The organism is Paenibacillus sp. SORGH_AS_0306 (genome assembly GCF_030819345.1).
Lineage (GTDB): Bacteria > Bacillota > Bacilli > Paenibacillales > Paenibacillaceae > Saccharibacillus > Saccharibacillus kyungheensis.
Window position 1 is genome coordinate 735151 of record NZ_JAUTBP010000001.1, and the last position, 12978, is coordinate 748128.

The 12978-nt window shown below is 39.5% G+C and carries 15 protein-coding genes; 12 read left to right on the forward strand and 3 right to left on the reverse strand.

The window, feature by feature from the left end; all coding sequences use genetic code 11:
* The first annotated feature begins 147 nt into the window (after positions 1-147).
* From recQ to QE450_RS23550, 5 genes are all read left to right on the forward strand, one after another.
* Positions 148-2031, forward strand: coding sequence for a DNA helicase RecQ (recQ, locus tag QE450_RS03095; RefSeq protein ID WP_274170589.1), 1884 nt, complete (start codon positions 148-150; stop codon positions 2029-2031).
* 145 nt (positions 2032-2176) lie between these two features.
* Positions 2177-3016, forward strand: a complete 840-nt coding sequence (locus tag QE450_RS03100) for a hypothetical protein (protein WP_307296835.1) — start codon at positions 2177-2179, stop codon at positions 3014-3016.
* 73 nt (positions 3017-3089) lie between these two features.
* Positions 3090-3815, forward strand: coding sequence for a thioesterase II family protein (locus QE450_RS03105; protein ID WP_273615377.1), 726 nt, complete (start codon positions 3090-3092; stop codon positions 3813-3815).
* The gene (locus QE450_RS03110) at positions 3812-5581 is read left to right on the forward strand and encodes a B12-binding domain-containing radical SAM protein (protein WP_307296838.1); all 1770 of its coding nucleotides are present in this window, start codon (positions 3812-3814) and stop codon (positions 5579-5581) included. Before QE450_RS03105 ends, QE450_RS03110 begins: the two co-directional genes overlap by 4 nt.
* Positions 5582-5632: 51 nt before the next feature.
* Positions 5633-5743 carry a helix-turn-helix domain-containing protein gene (locus tag QE450_RS23550; protein WP_373462037.1) on the forward strand — a complete coding sequence of 37 codons (111 nt, stop codon included), beginning with the start codon at positions 5633-5635 and terminating at the stop codon, positions 5741-5743.
* Between the two features lie 30 nt (positions 5744-5773).
* Here the strand turns inward: QE450_RS23550 and QE450_RS03115 are convergent, their stop codons facing one another.
* Positions 5774-6298, reverse strand: coding sequence for a hypothetical protein (locus tag QE450_RS03115; RefSeq protein ID WP_307296841.1), 525 nt, complete (start codon positions 6296-6298; stop codon positions 5774-5776).
* Between the two features lie 103 nt (positions 6299-6401).
* On the reverse strand, positions 6402-6938 hold the full coding sequence (locus QE450_RS03120) for a hypothetical protein (protein WP_307296844.1): 537 nt from the start codon (positions 6936-6938) through the stop codon (positions 6402-6404).
* A 129-nt stretch (positions 6939-7067) separates the two neighbouring features.
* Here QE450_RS03120 and QE450_RS03125 point away from each other — a divergent pair, with 129 nt between their 5' ends.
* The 4 genes from QE450_RS03125 to QE450_RS03140 all read left to right on the forward strand — a co-directional run bounded on the left by QE450_RS03125 (position 7068) and on the right by QE450_RS03140 (position 9647).
* Entirely contained in the window at positions 7068-7538 is a 471-nt protein-coding gene (locus QE450_RS03125) for a VOC family protein (protein ID WP_307296849.1), read from the forward strand.
* A gap of 8 nt (positions 7539-7546) precedes the next feature.
* Positions 7547-8197, forward strand: coding sequence for a DUF3885 domain-containing protein (locus tag QE450_RS03130; protein WP_307296851.1), 651 nt, complete (start codon positions 7547-7549; stop codon positions 8195-8197).
* Positions 8198-8212: 15 nt separating this feature from the next.
* On the forward strand, positions 8213-9022 hold the full coding sequence (locus QE450_RS03135) for a PP2C family serine/threonine-protein phosphatase (protein ID WP_307296854.1): 810 nt from the start codon (positions 8213-8215) through the stop codon (positions 9020-9022).
* Between the two features lie 223 nt (positions 9023-9245).
* Complete coding sequence (locus QE450_RS03140; RefSeq protein ID WP_483874645.1) at positions 9246-9647, forward strand: DUF3592 domain-containing protein; 402 nt, start codon at positions 9246-9248, stop codon at positions 9645-9647.
* Between the two features lie 51 nt (positions 9648-9698).
* Here the strand turns inward: QE450_RS03140 and QE450_RS03145 are convergent, their stop codons facing one another.
* A complete protein-coding gene (locus QE450_RS03145) occupies positions 9699-10607 on the reverse strand; it encodes a methyl-accepting chemotaxis protein (RefSeq protein WP_373461922.1) in 909 nt (302 codons plus the stop codon).
* 312 nt (positions 10608-10919) lie between these two features.
* Between QE450_RS03145 and QE450_RS03150 the strand changes: the two genes are divergently transcribed.
* The 3 genes from QE450_RS03150 to QE450_RS03160 all read left to right on the forward strand — a co-directional run bounded on the left by QE450_RS03150 (position 10920) and on the right by QE450_RS03160 (position 12958).
* Positions 10920-11594, forward strand: coding sequence for an HD domain-containing protein (locus QE450_RS03150; RefSeq protein WP_273615385.1), 675 nt, complete (start codon positions 10920-10922; stop codon positions 11592-11594).
* A 269-nt stretch (positions 11595-11863) separates the two neighbouring features.
* Positions 11864-12490 carry a hypothetical protein gene (locus QE450_RS03155; RefSeq protein ID WP_307296861.1) on the forward strand — a complete coding sequence of 209 codons (627 nt, stop codon included), beginning with the start codon at positions 11864-11866 and terminating at the stop codon, positions 12488-12490.
* Positions 12491-12520: 30 nt separating this feature from the next.
* The gene (locus tag QE450_RS03160; RefSeq protein ID WP_307296865.1) at positions 12521-12958 is read left to right on the forward strand and encodes a DUF7716 domain-containing protein; all 438 of its coding nucleotides are present in this window, start codon (positions 12521-12523) and stop codon (positions 12956-12958) included.
* Positions 12959-12978 lie beyond the last annotated feature (20 nt).

The window sequence follows — 12978 nt, forward strand, 5'->3', positions numbered from 1 at the left end:
GAAAATGATAATCATTATCACATATATTATATCAGAATTGATAAGTTGCTGAGAATTATCGTTCGTTCTCTGTTAAAATAGGAGTATAGATTTGAAGCAGAAGAAAGCAACACTATCACTACAGAATCAGGATAAGGAGTTTTGGCAATGAGCGTGCAAGCGCCTGTGATGCAGGAAGCACAGACTTTGTTACAGAAGTATTTTGGATATGAAGATTTTAGAGAAGGCCAACGGAAGATAGTAAATAGTCTATTACAACGTCAGGATACACTCGGAATTATGCCTACAGGTGGCGGTAAGTCGATCTGTTATCAGATTCCAGCGATGGTTAATGACGGAGTGACGTTAGTGATCTCACCGCTGATCTCACTGATGAAAGATCAGGTCGATGCACTTACAGCGGCAGGGATTCCGGCGGCTTATATTAATAGCACGTTAACAGGTAAAGAAGTGAATGAACGGATTCGAGCTTCACGTCGTGGCGACCTGAAGTTATTATATGTTGCACCCGAGCGCTTAGAACTGGATTGGTTCCGCGAAGAAATGAACGGTGTGAATATTACGTGTATCGCTGTCGATGAAGCACACTGTGTATCGCAGTGGGGTCATGATTTCCGTACCAGTTATCTTGAAATTTCACCATTTGTAAATCAATTGCCACAGCGTCCGATCGTTGCCGCTTTTACAGCAACTGCAACACCGGAAGTGCGTGACGATATTTTGCGTCTTTTAAAATTAGATGATCCACAGGTATTTATTACAGGACTGGGTCGGGATAATCTAGCGATGGCGGTCATGCGTGGTACGCAGAGACGTGACTTTGTGATCGATTATGCCAAGTCTCATGACAATGAATCCGGTATTATCTATGCGGCTACCCGTAAAGATGTAGATGATCTGTATAGTCGTCTGCTCAGTAGTGGGGTAGCGGCTGGACGTTATCATGCCGGAATGAGTGATGATGAACGGGATCAGAGTCAGGAAGCTTTTATTTATGATGATATTCGCGTAATTGTGGCTACGAATGCATTTGGAATGGGTATCGACAAGTCTAACGTTCGGTATGTTATTCATTATAATATGCCTAAAAATATGGAAGCTTATATTCAAGAAGCAGGTCGTGCAGGTCGTGATGGCGATCCTAGTGAATGTATTTTATTATTTAGCCCGCAAGATATTATGACCCAGAAATTTTTACTGGAACAAAATATGCATGAAGGTGATCGCAAACATAACGATTATCGCAAAATGCAACAAATGGTCGATTACTGTTATACAACCAAATGTCTACGTAATGCGATGCTCGATTATTTTCATGAAGAACATTCGGGTGAACCCTGCGGACAATGTAGCTCTTGCCGGGATGCTCGCGAGTTAGTCGATATGACGATCGATGCGCAGAAAATCTTCTCCTGTATTCATCGTCTACGTGAACGATTCGGTGTCTCGGTGGTAGCGCAAGTGCTCAAAGGTTCACGTAACAAAAAAGTACTGCAATATCAGTTCGATCAATTGCCTACTCATGGATTAATGTCTCATTTATCAGAAAAAGAAATCTCTGAGCGGATCAATGTACTGGCAGCCGAAGGATATCTGTTGTTAACCGAAGGGCAATATCCGGTCGTGAAATTGCAACCGATCGCAGCCGAAGTACTCAAAGGACAGCGTAAAGTCATGCAACGTGCACCACGTCCAATAGCGACTTCAGCTTCAAGTAGTTCAGGTTCTAGCCGTAGTCGTAGCACTAGCCGTAATAACGATGCTTCAGCAGTTAACGAGACAATCTTTGAGCAATTGCGTCTGATTCGTCGTGAACTGGCATCACGTGAAGGTGTACCATCTTATATTATTTTCAATGATGCAACATTGCGTGAAATGAGTGTTGTCGAACCGCAAAGCGAAGGCGAAATGCTGGAGATCAAAGGGGTCGGCGAAGTGAAATTCCGCAAATATGGCGAACCATTTTTAGCCTTTTTCCAGAAAGAAAGTATGGATATGGATCAAGGACGTTACGATATGGAAGAATTTTAAAAGAAACCAACCAACAACCGATACTTCGATCAAGTTTCTTTTCACAATCTATATTGAAAAGAGCTTATCGGTAAGAAGTATCGGTTTTTTGTAATGTTTGCCAATGAGGTCATGGCAGGATAAGAACATGCGGAGGAATATAAATATGCCTTTATTTGAAAAATATATCGGAATAGATTACTCGGGAGCAGATAAGCCACGCTCCAAAATTAAAGGTCTGGCTGTTGTGCAGGGAAGTATCTATTCACCTGCTTCTCTAGTCTATCCCTCTACTGTGAGTTCGCTTACTTCTAGCACATCATCATCTGACAAAGATCATCTCTGGTCAAGAGAAGAAGTGTATCTCTGGTTACGGGATCAGTTATTATCCAGTCAAGAACGAATGATTATCGGTATCGATCATGGGCTGTCGTATCCTTTGTCAGTGTTGCAACAATTGCAGTTGGATCAGTGGGATGATTTTCTCAAATGGAGTTATCAGACATGGCAGACGACCAGACTTACCATGAAGCAAAGTAAAGAACAAGCCCATTACACCAACTCTATCGCTAAGCGATTAGTGGAACGTGAATTTGTACCTTCAACCAAAAGTGTAGTCGATCTGGATCGTGTCTCCGGGATGCAAGGGGCAGTCTCTTATTCGACCCATACCGGATTAGCATGGATTTATCGTCTACGATACTGGCAAAAAAGACATGGAATGAACATCCACTTCTGGCCATTTGATGGTAAAATAATACCAAAACAACATCATGTGATTGTCGAAGCGTATCCTTCATTGTACAAAAGAAGAATGATCACCGAACCTCATCTATCCAATATATCCACCTACAGTGAACATGAACGTGATGCGTATTATATTGCAGCATGGATGCAAGAACGCGATCAAGAAGAAACGTTAGCACCTTATCTGTCTTTGCCTACATTAAGCAGAGCAGAATATCAATTGAGTCTGTTAGAAGGATGGGTATTGGGATGCTTGTAACAGATTTGCTATCATGCCGAATCAGTATATTTACTGCATAGCGCTATCCCAACAATCATATGGAGGAATACAGATGAATAATAAGATTCGATTATTTACGTTAGCGTATGCAGGTGGTAATGCTTATATTTATAATTCATGGAAAAAATCATTACAGCCACAGATTGAATTGATTCCGATTGAGCTTCCCGGTCATGGACACCGAATTGCAGAGCCATTAGTTAGCGATGTGGCAGTAGTTGTTAACGATCTATGGCAGCAGATCCGACCGTATTTTCAAGACCATCGTCCGTTTGCTTTTTTTGGGCATAGTATGGGCAGTCTTCTTGCATTTGAAATGATACATAAAGTGTATACCGAAACAGGTCGTTATCCGGTAACAAGCCTATTCTCAGGCCGAGTAGCTCCTCATATTGCCAGTCGCAAAGAATGGAGCCAACTCTCAGATCAAGCCTTTATAGAAAAAGTCATTACCCTCGGCGGAATACCGGATGTTATACTGGAACATAAGGAATTGTTGGAGATGATTATTCCTGTATTGCGTGCCGATTTTAGGCTTGTAGAGCAATATCGCTATAACAAGCAGTATGAAGTATTTCCGTTCCCGATCACTGTCTTAACCGGAGAACAGGATCAAATGACAACGATAGATATCGAGGCATGGAGTGAGTATTCATCACTTCCAACGACATTCAAATCTTATCATGGTGGACATTTCTTTATTAATACTTGCGCAGAACAGGTGCTTGCCGATATCCGAATGATTTTGTTACAGCATGAGAGGAGCATATCGCTATGAAAGTCGTATTATCTACATTGAACGCCAAGTATATTCATACATCACTTGCGATTCGTTGCCTAAAAGCTTTTAGTGAAAAAGACTTTGATATTGAACTTGCCGAATTTACAATCAAAGATCCGGTGATGAATATCGTATCTGACTTGTTCCAACGTAAACCGGATGTGATCGGATTTTCATGTTACATCTGGAATATTGAAGAAACGATTAAAGTGGTCGATATTCTCAAAAAAGTCATGCCAGAAGTGAAAATTGTACTCGGTGGACCTGAAGTATCTTATGATACCGAATACTGGATGAAGCGTGTGAGCAATATCGACTTTATCGTGATTGGTGAAGGCGAAGAAACGTTCCATCATTTACTACAAGAGATCGAAGGAGCAGGCAAATATCATTTTGTCTACGGGGTAGCATACCGCAAAGGCGAAGAACTGATTATGATGCCAGGTCGTCCGAAGCTTGATCTCAATGAATTACCTTCTCCATACCGATTTGTCGAAGATGTACCGGAACTTGCTAAGCGGGTTGTATATTTTGAAACGAGTCGTGGTTGTCCGTTTAGCTGTCAATTTTGCTTATCCAGTATTGAAGTCGGTGTGCGCTACTTTGATATCGAACGTACCAAAAGCGATATTCTGTACTTGATCGATCAAGGTGCCAAATTAATCAAGTTCGTCGATCGTACATTTAATATTAAGCGTGATTACGCGATGGAAATGTTCGAGTTCTTAATAGCAAATCATAATGGATGTACATTCCAATTTGAGATTACCGCAGATATTATGCGTCCCGAAGTGTTAGATTATCTAGCAGAACATGCACCACCGGGTGTATTCCGCTTTGAGATTGGTGTGCAATCCACTAACGATCCGACCAATGAACTGGTGAAGCGTCGTCAGAACTTTACCAAGCTTAGCCGGACAGTAACAAAGATCAAAGAGTCGGGTAATATCGACCAGCATTTGGACTTAATTGCAGGATTGCCACTTGAAGATTATGATACATTCCGCAAAACATTTAACGACGTATTTGCTTTAGGGCCAGAAGAATTGCAATTAGGATTCCTCAAAATGTTACGCGGAACAGGGCTGCGAATCGATGCAGACAAGTATCAGTATACGTATATGGATCATGCGCCGTATGAGATTCTGAGTAGCGATAAGCTGTCATTTGAAGATATTGTACGCTTGAAGCGTCTGGAAGATGTATTGGAGAAATACTGGAATGCGCATCGGATGGATTATACGCTGAACTATCTGCTGTATAACGAGTTCCAGTCGCCATTCGACTTTTTCCAGGAGTTCGGGAATTACTGGGAAGCCCAAGGCTGGCAAAAGATCGGTCACCAATTGGAAGATTTATTTACCCATTTACAAGCCTTCTTAATGGATCGCCAGACACCGCGTATGGATGTGGTACTGGGACTGATGAAGTTAGACTACTTCCTCAACCATAAGTACAAACCACGTAAAATCTGGTGGGACTTCACGATGAACAAAGATCAAATGTCCAGCCATATCAGACATGCGATTCAACAACCGGAAGACTTTTCAACCGAGTTTGTTGATTTGAAATTAAATGATAAAGAGCTTCATAAACATACAGTGATGGAAGAACTGCCATTCCGTTTGGATAAAATCCTTGCCGGTGAACCATTAACGGCAAGCGAAGGACGCAGTCTGTTACTGGTAGCGTATCAGCAGAATGAACAGCAAAAACCTATATTTTTCACTACTGCTTTATCGCCCGAAGGGGCAGCGATGTAAAACCAAGAAGCACCAGTTATATTGTAATGATATAGCTGGTGTTTTTATTTAATACATAGCGTTACTGATTTTGTAAGAAATAAATTATGTGAGGCATTTCAGTGTCAATTTTCTGACTTGATTGAGTACCAACCAGACCAAGAAGAAGCAGAGAATAAATAGACAATAAAAAAAGCCATCCTTCAGGATGGCTTAAGCACGCATACTCATACGTTCCAATCTAGATTCTACTCGAAATATACGATGATTCAGTATAGCTAATTCCGAATCTTTTTCACAAAAATAATCATCAAACGTTTCTAACAGAGCGACAATATCTTTGGGTTGATCATTTTCAAGACGAACGACGGCAGTGTGAATATCGCTGATTTTAATATTGGTTTGAACTTGATTTTGCTCTAAGCGAACTTGGTTTTCTTCTAGTCGTGATTGACTTTGCTCCAAGCGGGATTGACTTTCTGTTAGTTGGATCTGATTTTGAGCCAGACGAACCTGGTTTTCTTCCATGCGTAATTGATTTTTTTGTAAATCCGTTTGATTTTGTTCAAATTGAAGTTGTTTTTTTTCTAGTTGTGACTGTCTTTCTGCTAAAAGAATTTGATTCTGATTGAGTTCTTGTATGCCGTCTTTTAGAGATTGATTATCTTGATGAAGCGATAGCACATCTGTTTTGACTGATTTGATTTCCTGCAAAATCTGTTGAAGCATGCGTTCCATGATTATCCTACCTTTCAGCCCTATACATAGCACGTAAATAAATGTTTTATTGTATGATTATAACTTAATTAAGTATTTTTGAAAAGGCAGAAACATAGACGAATTACTCTTTTTCGACTCCTGCTACTACCCAACGTTTGCTATACTTTTGCATCCGTGGATGAAGAGAATTAGGTTCTTCTGTCAAAACGATTTTGAGCTTGCTGATCCATTCTTCAAAAGAAGAAAATGACGCGAATAAGTTCGCCATATCAGGAGTCATCAGTAGAAAATAAGGAGATTGGTATTGATCTACCAGATGGCGTAATGCGGCTTCGATAGGAGTATACTTTTTACGCTTACCATCCCAGCCTTCTACGGTGATACTTTTACGTTCGGTTTCTCGTTTCCAGGCATGTAGGCGATCTTCACGTTTGTAATAAGCAGATACCGGCTCTTTGGACATGCGCTTTACTGTCTGCTCATGCAGTGGATAGAGCACCAAGCGTGTAAATTGCATATAATCCATCGTTCGTAGCGCCAAGTTCAGATCATCATCTGTAGTATGTTCAAACGAATCGTAGTAGATTAGCGTTCCTTTGCTTTTTTCGATAACAGGTTCATAGCCATAAGGTACAGTTGTATGTGAATTGGATTTCATCAAAACGCCCCCTGATTGTAAACGGATATATGTGTATATAACCCTATTTTGGGCAATTAGACAAGTTTTAATATTGAGGTAGAATAGTAAAGAAACATTGAATTTTACATCTACGAATGGAGGATTATGATGATTAAAGGATTGTACGAAGCATTGCTACCTGTCAAAGATATGAATAGATCACTCGCTTTTTATGAAAAATTGGGACTTGAGATTGCCCACCGCGGAGAAAGTCTGAGTTTTGTGTGGATCGAAAAAGGAATCAGTTGGCTAGGGTTATGGGAAGGGGAACAGGTCAATACTCCATATCATCCTTCTTTGCGTCATATTGCATTTCGCGTCGATTATGAAGATATCCAGCAAGCTAAAGAGTGGCTAAAAGCAAAAGGAATTGATGTACGCGAAGTGTTTGGCTTTCAACCGATCGCCCCGATTGTATTACCAAATAGACCTCAAGCGCATGCGGCTATTTATTTTGATGATCCTGATGGTAACTTGTTAGAGTTTATTTGTCCGATTGAATTAGATACATCCGATCAGGAACAGATGATCTATTTGCATGAATGGGAAGAATTACAGTCCAAGCGAGGTAAAGAGTGACTACAGTTATGAATAATGATTTTAATGATTGGTTAGAGCAGACTTTTCCACAAATGAAGTTAGAAGTGCCTTTGTTTTATAACTTTCCTTTAGGATTACGGTTTGAATTAGGAGTACCTTATCGTGGTATTGATGATCCGACTTATTTTGAACAACTTCAACAACGTGCTGTATCTTTATTTAAAGCTGTATTTGCTGAAAGTGAACAAGTATGTGTACTGACTTTTACTTATCAGGCTGTATTATCTGATATTGAGCGTATTGAGCGAAATGAAGTTCAGGTATTATCAACGTATCTACAACTAGAATGTTTTTCACAGGTTAAGCTCCATTCGCAACAACTTGATTATGATGAAGATACAGCAGAATTAAACGAGTATATTCAAAGCCAATATGTATGGTGTACGATCCATGATCTTGATTACGCAGGGATTTTCAAAGCGATTAGTTATACAGATTTTCCAGAGCGAGGAGCTTCTTTATCTGAAAGCGTGTATCTTATAGAACCCAAGCAACAAATCATCTTCCATATGTATGATGATCGTGGACTCGATATTGTAGGCATGCAAAAAGGTTCATTACAACGCTTGTATGAGCAATATTATGATTGGCTTTTACCATATGATTTGGAAAAGATGGATCAGGTTTTTGGGACATAAATAAAGGAGGTACTTATGATTGCTAGCAGTTATAGATGGGTCGGAAGTGAGCAACCTTTTTTAGATACGCCAACGATGACAGAGCAACATGGGATACATATAGGATGGTACGGCGGGCATACAGGAGCAGGCGCTTATAAAAATGAAGATGGCTTATTGGTGAAGCAAAGTGCAAATGGTTCTGCCAGGCTGGCTGTTCTTTTGGATGCTCATCAGACAGCGACCAGTGCAGCACTGATTATCGATACGTTACAACAAGATGAATCTAGACTTCAAGCGATGTTAGAACAACCTGATCTATTCGATGTATTTGAAAAGTATATCGTAGACTTGTTTTCCAGTGTGTATTTTCGTCAAGCGTGTCAGCAGGTAACCGGAGAAACGTCTTGTCTGATCGTTTTGCAAAAAGAAGCTTATCTATGGTGGTTTTCTGTAGGTGATTGTATGGCATATCTACTTCATCCTGACCTAGCCGCCTGGGGTCAATATGGACTGAATCAGCGACAGTTTTATGAATGGATTGGACAGGTGAATACGTTCGATCTGGAAGTTCCTTGTTACACGATTGGCAAAAGGCAGTTACGAGCAGGGAATAATATTATCGTCTTAATGACAGATGGTGTAGTCGATACGCCTGATCATTATTTTGAACATCCTACAAATGTATATCAGGCATTGGTGAATGATCACGATCTTACGTCAAATATAGAGTCCATCTTACAACATATTCATACCCAACAGGGCAAAGACAGCGCAACGATTATGAGCTGGCAATATACCAATCACCAAGCACCACAGATGCCATCTGATATGCCTTCAATTTGAGATTCAGTAATTATCTAAGTCATACCAATACGCAAATCAGAAAGGAAAAGAAACAAAAAATACTTAGTAGTAATACTTTGAATACAAAATAATAAATCGAACGTATATACCTTTATCTACATAAGAGGAGAGGAATATTATTTCGATTCATTTTCATTTTCATATGGGTCACTGGACAGGTCGTTTGTTTACCCCACTTTTATTTATCATAGGTTTGTTTTTATTGTATGTAAGCTGGCGCTTGCTGAAGACTCACTTGTACCGACTACGTCATTGGACACGCACTGTAGGCGTAATCGTAGATCGTCATACGGATATAGACATTGATACCGATCTAGATTTTGATGATCGAGACGATGATGATCGGCATTATGTGAATATAAGACGTAGCTTTAAAGTAGAGTTCTATACCACAACAGGACATATTGTTTCGTTCTGGCATCCATCTCGAACCAAATATAGTCTTAATCTTAGAGGAACAAGGATCAACATCTTATACGATCCGGCTGATCCACAATCTGCTGTGATTGCAGATGGGATTAGTGGAGGATGGAGTAAAGTTTGGTTTGTAGCATTTCTAGGTGTGGTGTTTTTGGGAAGTGGAGTGCTAGCTGTTATGTTATAACAAAAAGACCGTTGCTCATATAGAACGGTCTTTTTGAGTCTATTTATTAAATTAAAGGATTACCGATACTTCGCGTGCTTGAACATCTAATTCTTGAGCTGCCGAAGAGATTTGGGTGAAATCACTCATCGCTACTTGAATCTGTTGCTGGCTTTGTTCTACGGTAGATTGGGCTTCGTTGGTGCCCTTAGCAATTTTCTCAATTTCGCGTGTAATCGCATCTACACTATCACGTACTTCAATAATAGATTGTTCTACCATTTTCGATAGCTTGCGTACTTCTTTGGCAACGATATCGAACCCACGTCCAAATTCTCCGGCATGAGCGGCTTCTATCGCTGCATTCAAAGCAAGCAAATGCGTCTGAGAAGAAATATCTCGAATCGTCTGTACTACTCCTTGAATCGATAATGCTTGTTGCTGAAGATTCATCAAAGTATGTTTGTTTTCAGCAGAGACATCTGCAATTTTGTTTATACTTTGCAATAATTCCTGACTGCGGTTGATCCCTTTGTTGGCACGCTCACTCATATGATCTGCCATATTTTGTAGCTCGGTGACGACAGTAGTCATATGGTTTTGGCGCTGTGTAATATTGGTTGCGATTTTGGAGATACCAATAACTTGATGATTGTCATCTTCGAAAATAGGCATATACGTGGCTTCTAACCAGATTGAGTTGCCGCTAGCATCCATACGTTCGATTTTATTTTGAAAGCTTTCTCCAGATAAAAGACTTTTCCAAAATAGTTCATATTGAGGACTGTTCACAAACTCAGGAAAACAAAAAGACCGATGATCCATTCCTTGCATTTCTTCACGTGTATAACCCATAGTACGAGCAAAAATATCGTTTACATAAGCTACACGTCGATGAGTATCAAATCGAATAATAGCAAGGTTATTCTCCAAAGCTTTGACTACTAAAGCATCCATTGATTGTTGATTATAGTTCTGCACAAGTAACTTCCTCTCACAAATAAAATCATCCAATTCAGCTATTCTTTTTTTCAAAACGAGTAAGATCATTTAAGTAAGGATTATTTTTAGATAGAAGTCTCACGTTTATATTGATTATAATATCGACCATTTTCAAGCGTTTAATTAGGGTTAGAGCCATATATTCGATTATAAATTTACATATATATGGATGTATTGATACAAACTTCGATAAAAATACAGCGATAGATGTACAGTATATCCAAAATCATGTATACTTTTTGTCCGACCACGTAATCTTGATAATCTTTAGAGCGAAAGGACGATACCACAATGACAACCACACCGAATAGTACAGAGCAGATACAAGAACAAGTGATTCAAGATACAGCCCAATTTGTGAAATCGGTTCTTTCTGAGGATACGAGTGGGCATGATTGGTGGCACATTCACCGTGTTGTACAAATGACCGAACGTATTACAGCGACTGAAGGAGGCAATCGATTTGTTGCAGTGATGGCGGCTTTGCTTCATGATGTAGCAGACGAAAAGCTCAATGTCTCCAAAGAAGCAGGTATGCGTAAAGTAACCGATTGGTTAGATACACAATCGATCCCTCTAGCCGATGTGGAACATATAATAGAGATTATCGCTACTATGTCTTACAATGGAGGGAACAACCCTCCTGTACGTACACTTGAAGGACAGATTGTACAAGACGCTGATCGTCTGGATGCGATTGGAGCTATTTCTATCGCTCGCGTATTTGTTTATTCAGGGCATACTGGTCGTCCTATTCATGATCCTGATATTCCAGTCCGTACTTCAATGACTTCTGAACAATATCGCAATGAGAAGAGTACAGCTATTAATCATTTCCATGAAAAATTGCTCAAATTAAAAGATATGATCAATACGCCTTCTGCACGTATTATCGCCGAAGAACGTCATCAATATATGCAAGAATATGTAGACCGCTTTTACAAAGAATGGAATGGCGAAATCTAAATGAATAAGAATACATTAAGACTTGCAGTAGGGAAAAAGATATGACCCTACGCAAGTTTTTTTTGCATTCAGGTCAAACGCTTGTTCTGTACTTTGGAGAAATGTATACTTAAAAGTAAGGTAATACAGAATAAATGTGGCTATGATTGTATGGCTTGTCAAAGTAGTTATACGTTATTACACCTACTTCTAGCTGATATTATTCTTGTTGTGTGGAAGGAAATACTTATCCATACAATACGATATACTACACAAAGGAGAGATGCACCATGAAACGTTTTTTCGATGAATTAGGTGAGCCTTATAGTATCTGGTATTTATTGCATCATGGCAAACCGGTACTGGTAGAATGCCCTAAATGTGCTGGCCCTGCTTCTATCACCGACAATGAATCAATAGAAATGCGATGTTCCCATTGTTTTTATATGCAAAAGTATCCAATGGACTATGATTATAGAGCAAGCGGGGTGTGTACATCTTGCGAGCGTTGGTTTAACGTGCAAGTGACAGACAAAGGTCAACAGCAACATAAAAATGTACATATTCGTTGCCCATACTGCCATACCAGTAATCAAGTACCTCTCAACAAGAAAACATCTCATGGATGTTCTTCTGGATTTGTGATTAAAGATGGGAAAGACCCTTTTTTTCAATTAAATCTATATTTGCTTACCCATTATCGAGGCAAATTGATCTGGGCACTGAATCATGAACATTTGAATTATCTTATTGATTATATTTCGGCTGATCTACGTGTGAAGCCTTCTTTGTATATTAAGCGGCATGCGTCTTATCGCTTACCCAAGTATATGAAAGATGCCAAAAATAGAGATGGGATCGTCAAAGCATTACAAAAGGTACAGCATAAGTATGAACACAGTCATAGTACAGTGTGATTTTATTTGCCACAAGAGGAGGGAAATGATATGAATCCAAATCAACAGCAAATCGTTGATTTATATGAGAAAGGAGAATTACAACACGCCAAGTTTGATCATTTTGTAGAACTATTGCCTGTGATGAATAAGATAGAAAATCAATGGCTCTATCTTAATGTGAAAAAGTGGGAAAGCAATCCGCTTACTACCCCTATTTATTATTTTAATGAAGATTGGCTGAATGAATTGGAGTATCAAGGAGCAACCATTACCAACGCTCGTGAAGATATTTTTCCTGATTGGGTGGATGATCAACATATACAAACGTGGTTAGAATTGGCTACATTTGAAGATATTATTGATATTTTGCACAATACAGGCAAGACGCCTACACCTGAAATGATGGTGATTGCGATTAATTATTATTACGAGTACGATGCTTTTTTGGAATACGACGAAGTTGTAGCTAGAATGGACAATCATTAAAATTATTGAAGGAGTTGTGT

Bases quoted from the DNA above. Each gene is read 5' to 3' on its own strand.
- recQ (WP_274170589.1), top strand. From the start codon at position 148: ATGAGCGTGCAAGCGCCTGTGATGCAGGAAGCACAGACTTTGTTACAG.
- QE450_RS03100 (WP_307296835.1), top strand. From the start codon at position 2,177: ATGCCTTTATTTGAAAAATATATCGGAATAGATTACTCGGGAGCAGAT.
- QE450_RS03105 (WP_273615377.1), top strand. From the start codon at position 3,090: ATGAATAATAAGATTCGATTATTTACGTTAGCGTATGCAGGTGGTAAT.
- QE450_RS03110 (WP_307296838.1), top strand. From the start codon at position 3,812: ATGAAAGTCGTATTATCTACATTGAACGCCAAGTATATTCATACATCA.
- QE450_RS03115 (WP_307296841.1), bottom strand. From the start codon at position 6,298: ATGGAACGCATGCTTCAACAGATTTTGCAGGAAATCAAATCAGTCAAA.
- QE450_RS03120 (WP_307296844.1), bottom strand. From the start codon at position 6,938: ATGAAATCCAATTCACATACAACTGTACCTTATGGCTATGAACCTGTT.
- QE450_RS03125 (WP_307296849.1), top strand. From the start codon at position 7,068: ATGATTAAAGGATTGTACGAAGCATTGCTACCTGTCAAAGATATGAAT.
- QE450_RS03130 (WP_307296851.1), top strand. From the start codon at position 7,547: ATGAATAATGATTTTAATGATTGGTTAGAGCAGACTTTTCCACAAATG.
- QE450_RS03135 (WP_307296854.1), top strand. From the start codon at position 8,213: ATGATTGCTAGCAGTTATAGATGGGTCGGAAGTGAGCAACCTTTTTTA.
- QE450_RS03150 (WP_273615385.1), top strand. From the start codon at position 10,920: ATGACAACCACACCGAATAGTACAGAGCAGATACAAGAACAAGTGATT.
- QE450_RS03155 (WP_307296861.1), top strand. From the start codon at position 11,864: ATGAAACGTTTTTTCGATGAATTAGGTGAGCCTTATAGTATCTGGTAT.
- QE450_RS03160 (WP_307296865.1), top strand. From the start codon at position 12,521: ATGAATCCAAATCAACAGCAAATCGTTGATTTATATGAGAAAGGAGAA.